General features: G+C 54.8%; 19 protein-coding genes. 8 read left to right on the top strand and 11 right to left on the bottom strand.

What is annotated here, in order from left to right:
- Positions 1–67 precede the first annotated feature (67 nt).
- Both NYE85_RS19955 and NYE85_RS19950 read right to left on the bottom strand, forming a co-directional pair.
- Positions 68–658 carry a LuxR family transcriptional regulator gene (locus tag NYE85_RS19955; protein ID WP_259006485.1) on the bottom strand — a complete coding sequence of 197 codons (591 nt, stop codon included), beginning with the start codon at positions 656–658 and terminating at the stop codon, positions 68–70.
- 22 nt (positions 659–680) lie between these two features.
- The gene (locus NYE85_RS19950) at positions 681–1,397 is read right to left on the bottom strand and encodes an EAL domain-containing protein (protein WP_259006484.1); all 717 of its coding nucleotides are present in this window, start codon (positions 1,395–1,397) and stop codon (positions 681–683) included.
- Between the two features lie 471 nt (positions 1,398–1,868).
- On the opposite strand from NYE85_RS19950, the gene NYE85_RS19945 reads away from it, so the two are divergent.
- From NYE85_RS19945 to NYE85_RS19930, 4 genes are all read left to right on the top strand, one after another.
- A complete protein-coding gene (locus NYE85_RS19945) occupies positions 1,869–2,426 on the top strand; it encodes a fimbrial protein (protein WP_259006483.1) in 558 nt (185 codons plus the stop codon).
- A 64-nt stretch (positions 2,427–2,490) separates the two neighbouring features.
- Positions 2,491–3,219 (top strand): molecular chaperone, encoded by a 729-nt coding sequence (locus NYE85_RS19940; protein WP_259006482.1) that lies wholly within the window; start codon positions 2,491–2,493, stop codon positions 3,217–3,219.
- A gap of 76 nt (positions 3,220–3,295) precedes the next feature.
- Positions 3,296–5,833: a fimbria/pilus outer membrane usher protein gene (locus NYE85_RS19935; protein ID WP_259006481.1), complete on the top strand. Its 2,538-nt coding sequence runs from the start codon at positions 3,296–3,298 to the stop codon at positions 5,831–5,833.
- Positions 5,830–6,861, top strand: coding sequence for a fimbrial protein (locus tag NYE85_RS19930; protein WP_259006480.1), 1,032 nt, complete (start codon positions 5,830–5,832; stop codon positions 6,859–6,861). Before NYE85_RS19935 ends, NYE85_RS19930 begins: the two co-directional genes overlap by 4 nt.
- A 63-nt stretch (positions 6,862–6,924) precedes the next feature.
- On the opposite strand, the gene NYE85_RS19925 is transcribed toward NYE85_RS19930, so the two are convergent.
- The 5 genes from NYE85_RS19925 to NYE85_RS19905 form a co-directional block, all read right to left on the bottom strand.
- Positions 6,925–7,383, bottom strand: coding sequence for a helix-turn-helix domain-containing protein (locus NYE85_RS19925; protein WP_259006479.1), 459 nt, complete (start codon positions 7,381–7,383; stop codon positions 6,925–6,927).
- 197 nt (positions 7,384–7,580) lie between these two features.
- Entirely contained in the window at positions 7,581–9,158 is a 1,578-nt protein-coding gene (locus NYE85_RS19920; RefSeq protein ID WP_259006478.1) for a malate:quinone oxidoreductase, read from the bottom strand.
- 484 nt (positions 9,159–9,642) lie between these two features.
- Complete coding sequence (locus NYE85_RS19915; RefSeq protein ID WP_259006477.1) at positions 9,643–10,182, bottom strand: GNAT family N-acetyltransferase; 540 nt, start codon at positions 10,180–10,182, stop codon at positions 9,643–9,645.
- Between the two features lie 71 nt (positions 10,183–10,253).
- A complete protein-coding gene (locus NYE85_RS19910) occupies positions 10,254–10,958 on the bottom strand; it encodes a glutathione S-transferase N-terminal domain-containing protein (protein ID WP_259006476.1) in 705 nt (234 codons plus the stop codon).
- Positions 10,959–11,031: 73 nt separating this feature from the next.
- A complete protein-coding gene (locus NYE85_RS19905; RefSeq protein WP_259006475.1) occupies positions 11,032–11,718 on the bottom strand; it encodes a helix-turn-helix transcriptional regulator in 687 nt (228 codons plus the stop codon).
- A gap of 75 nt (positions 11,719–11,793) precedes the next feature.
- Here NYE85_RS19905 and NYE85_RS19900 point away from each other — a divergent pair, with 75 nt between their 5' ends.
- The gene (locus NYE85_RS19900) at positions 11,794–12,768 is read left to right on the top strand and encodes a cytochrome P450 (protein ID WP_259006474.1); all 975 of its coding nucleotides are present in this window, start codon (positions 11,794–11,796) and stop codon (positions 12,766–12,768) included.
- Positions 12,765–13,109: an antibiotic biosynthesis monooxygenase gene (locus NYE85_RS19895; RefSeq protein WP_259006473.1), complete on the top strand. Its 345-nt coding sequence runs from the start codon at positions 12,765–12,767 to the stop codon at positions 13,107–13,109. Before NYE85_RS19900 ends, NYE85_RS19895 begins: the two co-directional genes overlap by 4 nt.
- 48 nt (positions 13,110–13,157) lie before the next feature.
- Here NYE85_RS19895 and NYE85_RS19890 read toward each other — a convergent pair whose 3' ends face one another.
- From NYE85_RS19890 to NYE85_RS19875, 4 genes are all read right to left on the bottom strand, one after another.
- Positions 13,158–13,406, bottom strand: coding sequence for a hypothetical protein (locus NYE85_RS19890; RefSeq protein ID WP_004965363.1), 249 nt, complete (start codon positions 13,404–13,406; stop codon positions 13,158–13,160).
- A gap of 118 nt (positions 13,407–13,524) precedes the next feature.
- Entirely contained in the window at positions 13,525–13,785 is a 261-nt protein-coding gene (locus NYE85_RS19885) for a biofilm development regulator YmgB/AriR family protein (protein ID WP_259006472.1), read from the bottom strand.
- A 212-nt stretch (positions 13,786–13,997) separates the two neighbouring features.
- Complete coding sequence (locus NYE85_RS19880; protein ID WP_259006471.1) at positions 13,998–14,483, bottom strand: DMT family transporter; 486 nt, start codon at positions 14,481–14,483, stop codon at positions 13,998–14,000.
- The gene (locus tag NYE85_RS19875) at positions 14,480–14,920 is read right to left on the bottom strand and encodes a DMT family transporter (protein WP_259006470.1); all 441 of its coding nucleotides are present in this window, start codon (positions 14,918–14,920) and stop codon (positions 14,480–14,482) included. Before NYE85_RS19875 ends, NYE85_RS19880 begins: the two co-directional genes overlap by 4 nt.
- A gap of 98 nt (positions 14,921–15,018) precedes the next feature.
- On the opposite strand from NYE85_RS19875, the gene NYE85_RS19870 reads away from it, so the two are divergent.
- Positions 15,019–15,954: a LysR family transcriptional regulator gene (locus tag NYE85_RS19870; RefSeq protein WP_259006469.1), complete on the top strand. Its 936-nt coding sequence runs from the start codon at positions 15,019–15,021 to the stop codon at positions 15,952–15,954.
- Between the two features lie 142 nt (positions 15,955–16,096).
- Positions 16,097–17,689, top strand: a complete 1,593-nt coding sequence (locus tag NYE85_RS19865; protein ID WP_071586689.1) for an ABC-F family ATPase — start codon at positions 16,097–16,099, stop codon at positions 17,687–17,689.
- Positions 17,690–17,729: the final 40 nt, after the last annotated feature.

Here is a 17,729-nt window from a genome sequence, read left to right as displayed (position 1 = left end):
CGATGCTGCTGCGTTGGCGGCACAGCCGCAGCCGGTTGATGCCCCGACCTCGGCGTGGCGCAACGCGCTATTTCGCCGCAATGAAAATCGAGCTCATGCTGCGCAGTCGTAGCTTGCGCATCGCGCTGTATTTCTGCGAAAAAATGGTTTTGGGGTGCGTGCCGCGTTTTTCGGCAATATGCAGCAGACTGTCGCCGCGCAGCAGGTTGAAAATGACATCGCTTTCTGCCGGGCTGAGCTCGCGGGTTTTTTGTACCCGGATCCCTCCCGGAGCCTTGCTGTCCAACAGTTGCTGCAATTTTTCCTGCAATGAATAAAGTGGCATGCGGGTAGAGACCAGCTCAACGGAAATGCCTAAAATCGACAGCAGTTTCACCACTCGCTCGTCATCATAGAACACCAGAATCCGCGTTTTGCTGCGGTATTGCTGATGCATCGCCACCAGGCTTTCAATTACGTTGACGCTCTGTTCCAGATTCTGCGAGGTAAAAATCAACGCAATATCATGCCTTGTTATTTTTTCTGCCGTCGAACCGCCGCGCATAAAGTCTGAAAACAGGCGCAGAGGGTACTGACCATAATTTTTTTTCAGCAATACTGACAGCCCAACGTAACTGTACTTACATTCACTGATTACAAGGACACTGTTTTTAGACATACTGGTTAACGCCATAAATGAGTTAAAAGTATTCAGCTGTAAGAAACGAGTTTAAATCCTTGATATTGGATTCCTTCCACAGCTTTCCCTGCAATGCGTAATAGGGCATTTCATCCAGCCATTTTTTGTGGTCGGTGGTTTCCACGCCTTCAATAATCACTTTGTAATGATTCAAGTAAAAAAAACGCAATAAAGCGCGCATCAACCCTTCACCGCCGGGTTTTTTCATAAAGCTCCACAATAAAAAACGGTCGAGCTTAACAAAACGGAACTGGCTGTTATAAAGTGCGGAAAATCCGGCGTAGCCAGAACCAAAATCGTCGAGCCAGAATGAATAACCATTCAATAGTGGATCGCCATGAACCCGATCTTTTACCAGACGCGTGGCGCTTTCACTGATTTCAAAATGAATACAATGAACGGCCCTGATTCTTTCAGCCAACTGGTTGCTGGCTAACGAATGCAGCGTAGCGTCATCGACGTTGAGCGTAACGATGACTTGATTTTTATCGAACCAGTTTTGGTATTTCTCAATCAGTTCGATCTGTTCCAGCAAAATCTCAACGCGCATGATGCTATCGGCATGCTGGAAAAACTGTTCAGGAGAAAAATGCGCGTATTTACTGTCAAACGTGAAGCGTGATAAGCATTCTACCGCCAGCAACTGCCCCGTCCTGCCAAACATCGGCTGGAAAACAAAATAAATTCCGTTATTTTTCGATCTAAAAGAACTCTTCATTTTCCAATCCCTGGACTGAATTATAAGCCACTGTTTTTAATTGCAAAATAAATTAATGGTGCCTGTTTCGTTGGTAGTATTCTTATTTACCCGGCCAGTATGGTGACGTAGTGTTTTCCGCCAACAAAATACATGCCGAGTCGTGATGTCAAAAAATATCAACGCGTTACAATATGTGATTTTACGGGATAATATCCTGATTTTATGGGCTATTGCTGATATTTTTGACTTGTAAGCTTTTCAAAACACAGATTATTCCTATTTCGTTGAATCGTCAACATCGATCGATAGGTATTTGTTGATAGTTTATTCCTATCAAGGAGGGGGTTATGAATGTTTTAAACGATTTAACAATAAGAATCAGCTTGGTTTATATTTCGCCGGCAATGGATTCATCGGGCTTCATTCCTGACAAGGAGTAGCATCGTTGAATGTACTTAATAGTTGTATTAATTCATCGAGAGTCTAAATATGAAAATCACCAAATTGTCTGCCATATTGGCATTGGCAGTAAGCACCGCTGCAATTTCTTCTTTCTCGGCGCAGGCTGCGGATGGCACTATTACTTTTAATGGCAAGGTTACTGACCAGACTTGTACTATTAGCACGCCAGGCGGTAAAGATTTTACCGTGACGCTGCCAACTGTTTCTTCTTCCACGCTGGCGGCGCAGAGCGCAACAGCAGGCCGTACCCCATTCGCTATTAACCTGACTCAGTGCTCTAAAGGCCAGGTTGCAACCTATTTCGAACCAGGTTCAACCGTTGATTTCAATACCGGCCGACTGAATAACCAGGCGCAGACTGATGCCGCAACCAACGTACAAATTCAACTGTTGGGTAGCAATAACCAGTTCCTGCCGATCCTGGCGGCGACCAATAATGGCGCTCAGGCCAATTCCCAATGGGTAACCGTAGCTAACGAAGGTGACTCTGCCGACCTGAACTATTATGCCGAATATTACGCTACCGCTGCTGCGGGCGCGGGTGATGTGACGTCCAACGTGCAGTACACCATTATCTACCAATAAGTAATATTCTTAATTCTGGCGGGGAATATATCCCCGCCAATATTCCCTACCTCAGTGATAAAAAATGAAAATGTCATTTAAGAAATACAGTGTATTGCTGGTTGCATCGCTTTTCAGCAGCAGCGTTTTTTCCAGTGTCATTATCAACGGTACGCGTATTATTTATCCGGGAAAACAGCGGGAAGTTACCGTTCAATTAACCAATAACGGCCAGTCTCCGGCCCTGATTCAATCCTGGATCGATGAGGGCAATCCGCAAACCACGCCGGAAAACAGCAAGGCGCCGTTTATCCTGACGCCACCCATCAGCCGCGTAGAGCCGAAAACCGGCCAGGCGCTTCGGGTGTCGCTCACCAGCAGCTCGCTGCCGCAAGACAAAGAATCCCTGTTCTGGTTGAACGTGCTGGAAATACCGCCGGCACCGACCGGAGCCAAAGACAGTGCGCCGGAAAACTTCCTGCAAGTGGCGTTTCGTACCCGCGTGAAACTGATTTATCGCCCGTCAGGGTTGAGCGGCGAGGCCAACGATGCCCCGGAGAAACTGCAATGGCGCTTTAGCGCTGCCGGCGTCAGCATCAAGAATCCAACGCCGTATTACGTTTCGTTCACTGAAATCAACGCCGTAGTTAACCAAAAAAAGCTGCCGTTGGCACCACACGGCGACATGCTGGCACCAGGCCAGGAAAAAACGCTGGCGTTCTCGGGTGACAGCGCGCGTATCGCCGATGTGGAATTCACCACCATCAACGATTTTGGCGGACGCGTAACACGGACGAAAAACAAACAAAAGTAACTCTTGGAACAGCGCCTCGGGCCGCTGCGCAAGCGGATGGCAGAGTGAGCTTAATTTGGTAAAGGAATGCTTGTATATGAAAGAGTTACCTCTATCATCCGCGGTAAGAACGGCATTGTTCACTTATCTTCCCTGCGTTATTCAGCTGGCATCGTTAGCGGCGTTGCCCGCGCTGGCTCGCGCCGCCGAGCAGCCGGCTGCACCGGTCGAGGCCACGTTCAACAGCAACTTTTTGATCGGTGATGCTCAGGGTGTCGATCTTTCGCGTTTTCGCGACGGCAACCCGGTATTGGCCGGCAAATATTCGTTGGATATCTACGTCAACGGCGAATGGAAGGGCAAAAAGAACCTGGAATTTACCAACGTGCCGGGGAAAAACAGTGCGGATACCTGTTTTTCACTGCTGTCGCTGGATGAGTTCGGCGTAGATACTGCGACGATGAGCAGCGGTCCGACGGTAACCCCTGCGACCTGCAAGGCGTTGGGGCAGTGGATCCCGGAGGCCTATTACCGTTTTGATACCAGCACCCTGCGTCTGGACATCAGTATTCCGCAGGCGGCGCTGCGCCGCACCGCGCGTGGCTATGTCGATCCGAAGTTCTGGGATCGCGGCATTACCGCCGGCAGCCTGTCGTACAACTTCAACGCCTTCAACACCCACAGTTCCAGCGGCAGCAACAGTCAGGATTCGACCAATGCCTACCTGACGCTGAACGCCGGGTTAAACATCGCGGGCTGGCAATTGCGCCACGATTCCAACGTCAACTGGCGCTCGAAAGAAAGCACCCACTGGCAGAACACCGCCACCTATGCCCAGCACGCCATTCCGTCAGTACGCGGCATGCTGACGCTAGGGGACGCCTATACCAACGGCGACTTTTTTGATTCCATCGGTTTTCGTGGCGCTCAGATCGCCAGCGATGATCGCATGCTGCCCGATTCGCTGAACGGCTATGCCCCAGTGGTACGCGGCGTGGCTCAGAGCAACGCGCTGGTGGAAATCCGTCAGAACAATCAGCTGATTTACCAGACCACGGTCGCTCCCGGCGAGTTTGTGATTAACGATCTGTACCCCACCGGCTACGGCGGCGATCTGGACGTCACCATCAACGAAGCCGACGGCAGCAAGCGTCAGTTCAGCGTGCCCTATGCCTCGGTGGCACAGATGCTGCGCCCGGGCATTGCGCGTTATGCGCTGACTGCGGGCCGAGTACGCGATGATAATTTGAGCAAGGAGCCTGAAATGCTGCAGGCGACTTATCAACGCGGGTTCACCAATATTTTCACCGGTTACACCGGCGCTACGGTCAGCGATGGCTACAGTGCCGTGCTGGTTGGCAGCGCGGTGGCCACTCCGGTTGGCGCCTTTGCCCTTGACGTGACGCAGGCAAATACCCGCCTGAAGCAGGGCGATCAGTCAGGCCAGAGCTACAAGCTCAGCTACAGCAAGCTGATGAGTGAAACCAACACCAACTTCACCATCGCGGCTTACCGTTATTCCACCTCCGGCTATCTGTCATTACGCGATGCGCTGTATTCCCGCGACAACGAACGCAAGGGGCTGAGCGCCGATGCGATTAACCGCCAGCGCAGTGAATACCAGCTGACGCTTAATCAGGGGCTGGGCGACAGCTTTGGATCGCTGTATGTCACCGGTTCGGTTCGCGATTACTGGAACCGCGGCGGCAGCACCAAGCAGTATCAGGTCGGTTATAACAATTACTTCGGCCGCGTAACCTATGGCCTGTCCGCCATGCGCACCACCGATGCCAACAACCGTGACGAAACGCGCTATTACCTCAACCTTTCGGTGCCGTTCAACGTCGGTTCGCAGACGCTGAGCCTGAACAGCTCGCTGGGCTACAACGACAACGGCTATGACAGCAGCCGTATCGGCGTCAACGGTTCTACCGGTGAAGATAACAACATCAGCTACAGCGCCACGCTGGCGAACGACCGCACCGGTGGCACCAATACCAGCGTCAGCGGCGAATACCGCAGTCGCTTCTCTACGCTGAACGGCTCTTATAGCTACGGCAAGGATTATCGCCAGTCTTCGGTCGGCGCCTCGGGCAGCATCGTGGCGCACAGCGGCGGGGTGACCATGACGCCGCAGCGCGGGCAGACCATGGTGCTGGTGGAGGCGCCAGATGCCGCCGGCGCGATTGTCACCAATTCGCCGGGCGTACGTATCGATAACAATGGCTATGCGGTGGTGCCTTACGTCGCACCGTATCGCATGACCAGCGTGACGCTGGACCCGAGCGGCATGTCGCGCGATGTCGAGCTGGAAAGCAGCAGCCAGCAGGTAGCGCCTTATGCTGGCGCCATCGCCCGTTTGAAATTCAAAACCAGCAAAGGCCAGGTGATTATCATTCACGCCACCGGGCCGGGGGGCAATGCGCTGCCATTCGGCGCTGACGTTCTGGATCCCCGCAATCAGGCGATCGGCTTTGTCGGGCAGGGCAGCCACATTTATCTGCGCACCGAAATGATGAAAGGAGTGCTGCTGGTGAAATGGGGAACGCAGCCAACCCAGCAATGTACCGTCAACTACACGGCGAAACCGCAAAACGGTACTGATTACGTTATTAATGAGGCAAGTTGCAAATGAATCCAATGCGAATCCTGTCGCTGAACAAGGTGGCAATGCGTCTGGCCCTGTTGGGTCTGCTGATGGCGTCCGGGCAGACGGCGTTTGCCGCCTGTTTCGTGAATAGCGGCTACAAGGCGCAGGTCATCAATATGAAACTTGGTCGGGTACTGGTAACCCCCGACAGTCAGGTTGGCGATACGCTGGTGACCGGGCAGTTCCCGATCAATGCGGTTAGCGGCTATGGTCGCTGCTATAACGGCGGCAGCGCCATCGGCACCATCATGCAGGGCAGTCGCACCAGTTTTAACAACGTGTGGAGCACCAATATTCCCGGTATCGGTATCCGCCTGTACCGCGAAGCCGGTACGGTGAGCAATTATTATCCGCATACCCTGAGGCTGAGCGGTAATACCAGCGTCAACCTTAACGGCGGCTACTTCAAGATTGATATTGTCAAAACCGCGGCCCAAACCGGCACCGGCCAGTTGACCACCGGGCTATATACCAATTACTACATGGACGGTTCCGGGCCGGGCTTGCCAATGCTGCAATCGATTGTTGATGCCAACAGCCTGACCATCGTTACCTCGACCTGCAACGTGGAAGCCGGTTCGAAAAACAAGGTAGTCGATCTGGATACGGTGACGGCCGCCTCGTTTGGCGGTGTAGGATCGACTCAGGGGGAAAAAGCGTTCGACATCCGCATCAACTGCGTCGGTGGCGTCGGCGAAGATCTGTTGCCCGGTAACAGTGGGCAGGGCATGGTCAACGTGCGCTTCAATTACGATCAGGATGCGTCAAATGCGCCCGGCGTCATCAAGTCGCAGCCGGGCACCAACGTGGCTGCCGGAGTTGGCGTGCAGTTACTCACCGGTAACACCACGCAGCCGATCAAAAATGGCGAGGCGGTGTATGCCGGACATACCATCGCCAACCAGGCCAATACCCTCACGCTGCCGTTGAAGGCGCGTTACTACCGGACCGGCAACACCATCAAGGGCGGCAATATCAAATCGATGGCGACCTTTACCCTCGAATACAATTAACCGATCTAAAACGCAAAAAGCCAATGTGGGTAACCGCATTGGCTTTTTTGGCATTGATGAGGTTCAGTGTTGTCCCATCCAGCTGTTGCACTTGCCGTCGACGCATTTATTGGCAAACAGCAACTGCAGGCCGGGCGATTCGTGGTGATGTTCCTGCAGCGGCTTGCCCTGCAAAAGCTGGGCGTCGGACACGTCCCAACGGGTGGTGCGGCGATACACCGCCGGCGTTTTGCCAAACTGTTTCTTGAATGCGCGAGAAAATGAAGGCTGGGAATCAAAATGGAATTGCAAGGCGATATCCAGAATCGGCCGCGGGGTAGACCGCAGTGCCTGCGCCGCTTTCGACAGGCGCCGCTCACGGATGTAGCTGCCCAGCGCGTGGCCGGTAGTGCTACGGAACATACGTTGCAAATGCCACTTCGAATAGCCAGACTTGGCCGCCACGTTATCTAACAACAGCGGTTGATCCAGATGAGTTTCAATCCAATCCAGCAAGTCGTGAATGATATTGGCGCGATCCATTATTTAAATTCTCCCGCAGGTACGACATTCAGGTCACAGCAGATAAGTCTAATTATCCAAGTTCGTTCTTTGATAATAGGTGCGCAATGGCGGTTATGCAAGCGTAAACTTGGTAAATGGCGGTAGCGAAAAATGCTCCGCCGGCAGCAGGGAAATAAAAAAGGCCGCACCTGGCGGCCTTGGGCAGCAGCGAAAACTCAGAGGGTTTCCGGCTTCACATCGATATAGTTCAGCTGCAATACGTCACTGGTGTAGCGACGGATCTTGTTGGTCATCTCCACGTCACCGTTCAGCTTGCTGCCGTAGGACGGGATAATTTCTTTCAGCTTGCTCTGCCATTCCGGCGTGGCAACTTTATCCTTGAACACTTTTTCCATCAGGTGCAGCATGATCGGCGCAGCGGTAGAAGCGCCCGGAGATGCGCCCAGCAGTGCAGCGATGCTGCCGTCCTGAGAGCTGACCACTTCGGTACCGAATTGCAGTACGCCGCCTTTATCCGCGTCCTTCTTGATGATCTGTACACGCTGGCCTGCGGTCCATAGCTTCCAGTCTTCCTGCTTGGCATCCGGGTAGTATTCTTTCAGCGCGGCGAAACGGTCATCGTCGCTCATCATCAACTGGCCCAGCAGATACTTCACCAGATCAAAGTTGTCCATGCCAACGTGGGTCATCGGCATCACGTTGGAGCTGTTCATTGACAGTACCAGATCAAACAGCGAACCGTTCTTGAGGAATTTGCTCGAGAAGGTGGCGAAAGGTCCGAACAGCAGCACGCGCTTGCCGTCCAGCATGCGGGTATCCAGGTGAGGAACCGACATTGGCGGTGAACCGACGCTGGCCAGTCCGTAAACCTTCGCCAGATGCTGGTTGGCAACCGCCGGGTTGGAGGTGACCAGGAACTGGCCGCCAACCGGGAATCCACCGTAGCCGTCGGCTTCCGGAATGCCGGATTTTTGCAGCAGGTGCAGCGCTGCGCCACCTGCGCCGATAAATACGAACTTGGCGTTAACGGTGGTTTCCTGCTCGCCATTTTTCAGATCGGCAACGGTAACGGCCCAGGTATTGTCCGGGTTGCGTTTGATATCGCGCACTTCATGGCTCAGGTTGAGCTTGAAATTTTTGTCCTTGGACAGCGAGTCCACCAACTGGTGAGTGATCACGCCGAAGTTGACGTCGGTGCCAAGCGGCATACGGGTGGCGGCAACTTTCTGCGTCGCATCGCGGCCGTTCATTGCCAGCGGCGCCCACCGTTTGATTTGCTCAGCATCTTCAGAATATTCCATACCACGGAATAAGGTGCTGTGTTGCAGCGCGGCATAACGCTTGCGCAGGAAGTTGATATTGTCATCTCCCCAGACAAAGCTCATGTGCGGTACGTTGTTAATAAAGCTTTTCGGATCGCGCAGGATATTGTTTTTAACCTGGTATGACCAGAATTGACGGGAAATTTCGAATGATTCATTCACCACCACGGCTTTGCTGATATCAATGCTGCCGTCTTTCTTTTCCGGGGTGTAGTTCATTTCGCAAAATGCCGAATGGCCGGTACCGGCATTATTCCAGCCGTTGGAGCTCTCTTCTGCCACGCTGTCCAGACGCTCATACATGTCGATGGTCCAGTTCGGCTCCAGCTCACGCAGGTAAGTACCCAACGTGGCGCTCATGATACCGCCGCCGATCAAGACAACGTCAACGTTTTTGTTTTCTGCCGCTAGCGCATTTTGGCCCAGGCCAAACAGGTTAAGACAGAAAAACAGGACGACTAATTTTCTCATTAAATAAAATCTCTTGTGGGTAAATTCTCTACATCTGCAGGTGAAAAGAATTTAGCGGGGTTACCCTGGAATACGTGAAAGCATGAGGCGGCGGCTAGCGAAATAGCCAGGAAAATCCTTTTGGTTAATAGGGTATTTAACGAAAAGCGATCTGATTGCCACGATGTCGCCGTTTAATTGTGCGATTCACGTTTACGGACGGGGTATTATTGTTTGCAAGAATGTTAAAAACTACTTTTGTAACTAAAAAAAGTTTTAATTCGGTAGGCAGGGTAGGGGTATTGGCGCACCAATAGGCGGTTTAGCGTAATTTAACGCCGGTTTAGGTTAATTAACGCGGCTCGCCGTGTGCTAATGAAGTTATTTAGCGTCATTTCGGCGCAATTAATGGTAAATGGCAAGCGGCTGATGGTAACAAAAAGAAAATAGGCGAGTTTAACCACTTACAAGCTAATAACCATGCCGTCGGTCGACGGTGACAGATTTACGTTTTAAGATCTGCCAACTGAAGAAAATAGAGATCAAGCCATTCTTTTCGTTGACGTAGCCCGGTTTGTATAAACTCGCTGCCAGCGAAACAAAACCCGGTTTTCTGCAAAACGCGGCCAGATGCCGGATTACACCGCAAATGGCGACCTTGCAGTCGATGAAGACCTAACGATGAAAAGGCGAAACGGCACAGCGTTTGGCAGGCCTGGGTTGCAATACCTTTTCCCCAATGCTTTTCTCCCAACCAGTATCCTATCTGCGCTTGCCGACGCTCGATCTCTATTAGCGAAACGGCACCGAGTAGCTGTCGGTTGTGCTGGTTGACGATAGCGAAAATGGCATCGGTGCCGGTCTGCCATTGTCGTGGGTGCAGGGAGATCCACTCTTCGGCCATGTCGTTGGTATAGGGGTAGGGAATATTGGCGGTCATTTGCGAAACGCGCGGATTGTTAACCAGCGCCTTTACCCGTGGCGCATCGCCAAGGGTAAAGGGGCGCAGTTCAAATTGCCCGGCGTGAATAACAGGTTGCTGCATCCCATCTCCTTGTTAGCGATTGCCCTTGCTTCAGGCGTAACGAAATCGCGGCAATCAGCACCTGGCGATAGTCACTCGCGCGCCGGGATCAGTAATCCGCGTTGTACCGCCGGGCGTGCCAGCCCGCGTGCCAGCCAGGCCGCCACCTGTGGGAAGCTGTCGAACTCCACCAACTCCCGCGCCTCGTAGAAACCAATCAGGTTGCGTACCCAGCCGAGCAGTGAAATATCGGCGATGCTGTACTCGTTGCCCATGATCCACTCGCGGCCAGCCAGTCGGGTTTCCAGCACGCCCAGCAGGCGTTTGGATTCTTTCTGATAGCGTTGCAACGGGCGCTTGTCTTCATACTCACGGCCGGCGAACTTATGGAAGAAGCCGAGCTGGCCAAACATCGGGCCGATCGCCGCCATCTGGAAGAACACCCATTGCAGGGTTTCGATACGCTGCACCGGATGGTTCGGCAGCAGTTGGCCGCACTTTTCTGCCAGATACAGCAGAATGGCGCCAGATTCAAACAGCGCCAGCGGCTTGCCGTCCGGCCCGGCCGGATCGAGGATCGCCGGTATTTTGCCGTTCGGGTTCAGCGCCAGGAACTCTGGCGTCCAGGTTTCGTTATTGCCGATATCAATCAGATGGGGTTCGTAAGGCAGGCCGATCTCTTCCAGCATGATCGACACCTTGACGCCATTGGGCGTGGGCAACGAATAAAGTTGCAGCCGTTCGGGGTGCTGCGCTGGCCAACGTGTGGTAATCGGGAATTTATTGGGATCAAACATGATGGTTCCTCACCGTTTGCGGGTTCAGGTTAAGCGTACCGTTCAAGTATTGCAGTAAAGCTAACGCAGTCCATCATGACAGCACCAGACCAAAATGCGCCATCAGCGCCTTTTTGCCGGCGGCTGTCAGTTGCAGTTCGCGACTGTCGAGCCGTTTGCGCAGCCAACCGCGTTGTTCAAAGGTGCTCAGCAGCGCCGCACCCAGCGCGCCGCCGAGATGTTCGCGCCGTTCGCTCCAGTCCAGGCAACCGCAGGCAAAGCGCCGGCGGGAAGGCATTGGCGCACAGTCTACGCCCAGTTGGCTCAGCGCCATGCGGCCGGTTTCGCTGAGTTGATAGTCGCTGTCCCCGTGCAGCCATTGCAGTTCAAACAGCCGGTTGTGCAATTTTACCGCCACTTCCCCGGCCATATGGTCATAGCAGGTACGGGCGAACTGCAGTGAGTTCGGCGTACTGCTTTTGACCCGCGGCTGTTCGACGCCGGCCAGCGCCATCAATGATTCCAGCGTGGTCGCCACCGCGCTGCTTGCCAGGCGGAAATAGCGATAGCGCCCCTGTTTGACGCAGACGATCAACTGCTGCAGCTGCAGGCGCGCCAAATGACTGCTGGCGGTAGACGCTGCCACCTCTGCCGCTACGCCGAGTTCGGTGGCGGTATAGGCGCGGCCGTCCATCAGCAGGCACAGCATGCGCGCGCGGGTGCGGTCGGCAATGGCGGCGCTCAACGCCGCCAGACGGTCTCCGATATCTTCGGCATGCATATTTCGTTCCTTAGCGAAGCGTTGCGGATGCGCTGAGTTTAGGCTGGCATCAACCGATCAACAAGGAGTATGCCAATGAGCCATTGTCCTTTTCATCTGACTGACGCCCAACAGGTGCAGGCCGCGCTGAGCCATGCCGAACTGACGGTACGGCCGTGGCAGCAGCCGGTGCCATTACCGTTGATTGACACGCCGGCGCAGGGCATTTTTGCTGCCATGGTGCGTATGCGCGACGGCGAGGCGCACCGGGGGCTGAAGGCGGCGGTCAGCCAGGCGTTGGCGGATATCGGTGCGCAGCAGATTGAACGGTTTTCGCTACACGCCGCGCAGCAGCTGGCGCCACAGGCGCCTGACGCCGAGGCGCTGACGCGGTTCAATTATGCGTTGCCGGTGTGCGTGCTGGGGCTGGCGCTGGGGATTGAGCCACCACACTGGACAACGCTGGTGGATGAGGTGCTGGATTTTGTGCGTTGTATCGCACCGGGGGCAACGCCAGCGCAAATGGCGAGCGGGGCGGTCGCCGCCGGCAGGCTGTATCAACGGGTCAGTCAGGGGCAGGGGGTGCTGTGCGTCGCGCTGCTGAGCCGTTGCAGGCAGTTTGGCAGCGATAGGCATAGCGCGCTGGCCAACGCCGTGGGGTTGCTGTTCCAGGCCTGCGAAGGCACCGCGGGGCTGATGGGATTGGCATTGCTGGCCGGCGCCGGCGCCGCCGTCAGTGCGGAAACCGCCATCGAGCGGGTACTGCGCGATACGCCACCGATCCAGAACACCCGACGCTTTGCCGGTCGCGACGGCGCGTGGCTGGCAGGGCAACGGCTGGTGGCCGAGCAAAGTGTGCTGGTACCGCTGCACACGCCGCAGGCCAGTTTCGCCTTTGGCCATGGCGTTCATCGCTGCCCAGGAGAACTCTGGGCCAGAATCATCGCGCTTAACGGTCTGCGCCATCTGGCTGCGTTGGGGCTCGATCGCCGGCCGTTACGGCATGTTCGCTGGCGCGAGTCGCAAAATGCGCGCGTCGCTGAATTTTATACTCTGGAGGAACAGGCATGATCGCAGTTATTTTTGAACTACAGGCGGCCGACGGCCAGCGCGACAGTTATCTGCATCTGGCCGCCGAACTGAAACCGCTGCTGGCACAGATTGACGGCTTTATTTCTATTGAGCGTTTTCAAAGCCTGGCCGAGCCGCAGAAATTGCTGTCATTGTCGTTCTGGCGCGACGAGGCGGCGGTGCAACAATGGCGTAATCTGGAAGCGCACCGGGCGGCACAGGAACGGGGACGCAGTCAGCTGCTGGCGGATTATCGTTTGCGGGTTGCGCAGGTGGTCAGGGACTATGGGCTGCAACATCGTGAGCAGGCGCCGAGCGACAGTCGGCAGGTGCATGGTTGAGGAGGTGAAAACTACAGCCCGCCAGGCGCGGGCTGAAGCTGTACAGGATTATTTTCGGGTAATGATTTTACCCAGAATGAAACCTGCACCGGCGGCAATCAGCAATGCGGCCAGCGGGGAGGATTTGGTTTGATCCTTCACCGATTCAATCACGTCATCCACGGTATAGGCACCGCGTGCGAGCTGCTTGCGCACTTTACCTTTGAACTCGTGCTCGGGTTGGTCAAAGGTTTTGCCAAACTGCTCCTGTCCTGCGCCGATGGCTTCATCGATCTTGTCATTAGCCTTATCGAACATATTGCCTCCTTGGTTTAGGTCAGCCCGGGGCGGGCACAGTTTTAAACATAGTTGAGAACGTGGGGCAATGCGCGATTAAAATGTGTTCAAGTATTGCACCGCTGCCGATAGAAACGGTTTATTGCCCTGCGGCGTTGGCATTTTTCATCAATAGATGTTCCAGAACCTGTCGATAGTTCTGTAGCTGGCGTTCGTCTGACTCCAGTTCCAGTTTATAAACCAGACGCGCCACCAGGGTTTTATTGGATACCGGCTGCCCATCCTGCATCATTTCGTTGATCAAAGCCGTTAGGGTTGGCGCATGTCGGTTGGTCTCGGCATCGGAGGCATTGAAGTAGTCGGTAATTTCTTTGGCAGTTTGTCGAATGCTGTGCTGCATGATCGTTCTCCAACCTCGGTGAGTCTTCATACGCTGTATAAGTCCCGGCCGACACGGCACAGGAAAATAAAACCGCTGGAGGCAAAAAGAGATCTGGCCTCCAGAGGCGATGCAACTGCATCTTTCGTTACAGGGATGTGGCAATCCCCGCGATAAACTTATACAACAAGTGTTGATTTGTACAATATGTTGGCGATCATTTTATGCGGTCTTTAAACGCCGCTGGCCTCAGGCGCCGTTTCTACCCGTCGTTTGGCCGGTGCGTTGCTACGGTAGATCAGCACCAGTGCTACAGCCAGACAGAGTAGCGCCAGCGCACGGTTAAGGGAAAACGGGATTTCCGCGTTGCCCAGCCAGCCAAAGCTGTCGATCAGCACGCTCATCGCCAGCTGGCCGAAAATTACCGCAACGGTGGCTACGGCGGTGCCGATGCGCTGTACCGCCAACACCATAATGATGATGTAAGGCACGCCAAACAGGGCGCCAAGCAGTTGCCACTTCGGCACGCTCAACAAAGTGGCGTTCATCGGTTGGGCGAAAAACAGAATCAGCAACGCGGTGACCAGCGCGCCGAGGAAAAAGGTGAGAAACGCACTTTTCAGCACGCCTACGCTCTGGCCCAATCGGCCGTTTATTGCCGCCTGCATGCTTAATACTGCACCGGCCAGCACCGCCAGCATAATCATGATCAATGTCATAGCTTGTCTCCTGCGATCAGTGCCAATGCCGCGATGATAAATACCAGCGCCAGCATGCGCTGGCCGTTAACCCGCCTTGCCGGGGTACCAAACCAGCCAAAATGGTCTATCAGCAGGCTTTTACCCACCTGTCCAGCCAGTATGGCGATCATCGTCATGGCAATGCCGATGGTGGGCGTCGCCAGGGTCAATACCACCACGTATACCGGGCCAAGAATGCCGCCTAGCAGTTGCCAGCCCGGCTGCGCCAGATAGGAGGGCGCATTGCGTGGGCCGAAGAAGATCACCAGCAGCAGAGACAGCACCGCGCCGACGCTAAAAATGCTGAAGGTGGCCCATAAATGGCCGACTTCGCCCCCCAGCGGCCCGAGCAGACCGGCCTCCACCGACAGCCCCATGCCGCCTAATACCACCAGTGCGATCAAGACGATATTCATCAATTGTTGCTCCAAAAAAACCAGTCGCACACTGTAGGCTGTTGCGTCGTTTCGAAAAACAGCATAATAAGGGAAACAGCTTTGCAGGATTTGCACAGATGGAAGACTTGCAACAGATCACTATCCGCACCATGCGGTTGTTCGTGGCCATTGTCGAACTGGGTAACTTTTCCGAAGTGGCCCGGCGAGAAGGCATCGCCGCGTCCTCGGTTTCACGGGTAGTACAGCAGTTGGAAAGCGCATTGCAGACGCAACTGCTGTATCGCAATACGCGTGCCGTGGTGCCGACCGAAGCCGGGCGACTATTTGCCCGTTACGCTCGCTCGATGCTTGACCAGATGAACGAAGCGCAGTGGGAGTTGCAGCAACGGGCGCGTGAGCCGAGCGGGCTGGTGCGGCTCAATGCCCCGGTGGTGTTTGGCCAGCGGCACATTGCGCCCTGGCTTGGGGAGTTGAGCGACCGGTATCCACAGCTCAACATCGAACTGATGCAAACCGACGAGTTTATCGACCCTCACCGCGATGCCACCGATTTACTGTTTCGCATTGGCGTACTCGGCAGCTCGACTTTGCATGCGCGGGTGTTCGCCACGCCGCAATATCATCTGGCGGCCAGCCCGGCGTATCTGGCGCATGCGCCCGCGCTGGCGCAGCCGGCAGATCTGTATCGGCATAACTGTCTGGTCTATCGCGGCTTTGCCGGGCCGCAACGCTGGTTCTTTCTCGATAACGATCGGCGCTGGCAGCCGCATACGTTCAGCGGTTCGCTGACCTCGAATAATGCCGAAACGCTGGTCAGCGCCGCGCTGAACGGCATGGGGATGGTGGTATTCCCCGACTGGCTGATTGGCGACGCGTTGAAAAGCGGCGCGCTGGTGCCGGTATTGCCGCAGTTTGCCGTGTCCACCACGCTGGAGCCGCAGGCGATCGCGGCCATCTATCCCAACGTACGCCGCCCACCATTGAAAGTCCGTGCGGTGATTGACTTCTTCGTCGAGAAATACGGCTCGCCGGCCTATTGGCAATACCGATGAGCGTCGCGGGGCGAACAATTTAGTTACCAAATGCAGCCATCAGCGCAAGCCGCACAAATCTTCACCAAAACTTCCGACGATCTCTGTGTTTCGTTATGGCATAATGCGCGCCAAATCACATTCCCAATGAAGAGCGAGCGTTGTGTTAAGTACTAACAACATCACTATGCAGTTTGGCAGTAAGCCGCTGTTTGAAAACATTTCCGTCAAGTTTGGCGGCGGTAACCGCTACGGTTTGATCGGCGCCAACGGCTGCGGCAAATCGACCTTTATGAAAATCCTGGGCGGCGATCTGGTGCCGAGCGGCGGCAACGTGTTCCTCGATCCGAACGAGCGTCTGGGTAAACTGCGTCAGGATCAGTTCGCCTTTGAACAATTCAGCGTGCTTGATACCGTGATCATGGGCCACACCGAACTGTGGGCGGTGAAGGAAGAGCGCGACCGCATCTATGCTCTGCCGGAAATGAGCGAGGAAGACGGCTATAAAGTGGCCGATCTGGAAGTCGAATACGGTGAAATGGACGGTTATACCGCCGAAGCGCGTGCCGGCGAACTGCTGCTGGGCGTGGGTATTCCGGTTGAACAGCACTACGGACCGATGAGCGAAATCGCACCGGGCTTCAAGCTGCGCGTGCTGCTGGCTCAGGCGCTGTTTTCCGATCCGGAAATTCTGCTGCTTGACGAACCGACCAACAACCTGGACATCGATACCATTCGTTGGCTGGAGCAGGTGCTTAACGAACGCAACAGCACCATGATCATCATTTCGCACGACCGCCATTTCCTGAATATGGTCTGTACGCACATGGCGGATCTGGATTACGGCGAACTGCGCGTTTACCCGGGCAACTACGACGAATACATGACGGCGGCAACCCAGGCGCGTGAACGTCTGATGGCCGACAACGCCAAGAAGAAGGCGCAGATCAACGAACTGCAATCGTTCGTGAGCCGCTTTAGCGCCAACGCCTCCAAGTCCAAGCAGGCGACCTCGCGTGCGCGCCAGATCGACAAGATCCAGTTGGAAGAGGTCAAGGCCTCCAGCCGTCAGAACCCGTTCATCCGTTTCGAGCAGGACAAGAAACTGTTCCGTAACGCACTGGAAGTGGAAGCACTCTCCAAGGGCTTCGATAACGGCCCGCTGTTCAGCAAGTTCAACCTGATGGTTGAAGTGGGTGAGAAAGTGGCGGTGCTGGGCCCGAACGGTATCGGTAAATCCACCCTGCTGAAAACGCTGGTGGGTGATGCACAACCGGACAGCGGCACCGTCAAATGGTCGGAAAACGCGCGCATCGGTTATTACGCGCAGGATCACGAATACGAGTTTGATGAAACCCTGACCGTTTTCGACTGGATGAGCCAATGGAAACAGGAAAAGGACGACGAGCAGGCGGTACGCAGCGTGCTGGGCCGTTTGCTGTTTAGCCAGGATGACATCAAGAAGAAGGTGAAGGTGCTGTCGGGTGGTGAGAAGGGCCGCATGCTGTTTGGCAAGCTGATGATGCAGCGCCCTAACATCCTGATTATGGATGAACCGACCAACCACATGGATATGGAATCGATCGAATCGCTGAACATGGCGCTGGAAATGTATGAAGGGACGCTGATCTTCGTTTCCCACGACCGTGAATTCGTCAGTTCGTTGGCGACCCGCATTCTGGAGATGACGCCGAACAAGGTGATCGACTTCAGCGGCAACTACGAAGATTACCTGCGTAGCCAGGGCATCGTTTAATTGTCCGCTCTCACGCTACGTTCTGCCGAGCGTAGCGTGA

The sequence above is a fragment of the Serratia sp. AKBS12 genome (assembly GCF_024793895.1).
Taxonomy (GTDB): domain Bacteria; phylum Pseudomonadota; class Gammaproteobacteria; order Enterobacterales; family Enterobacteriaceae; genus Serratia_F.
Note: the sequence above shows the minus strand (reverse complement) of the source record. Positions and strands in the feature narration are given on the sequence as shown.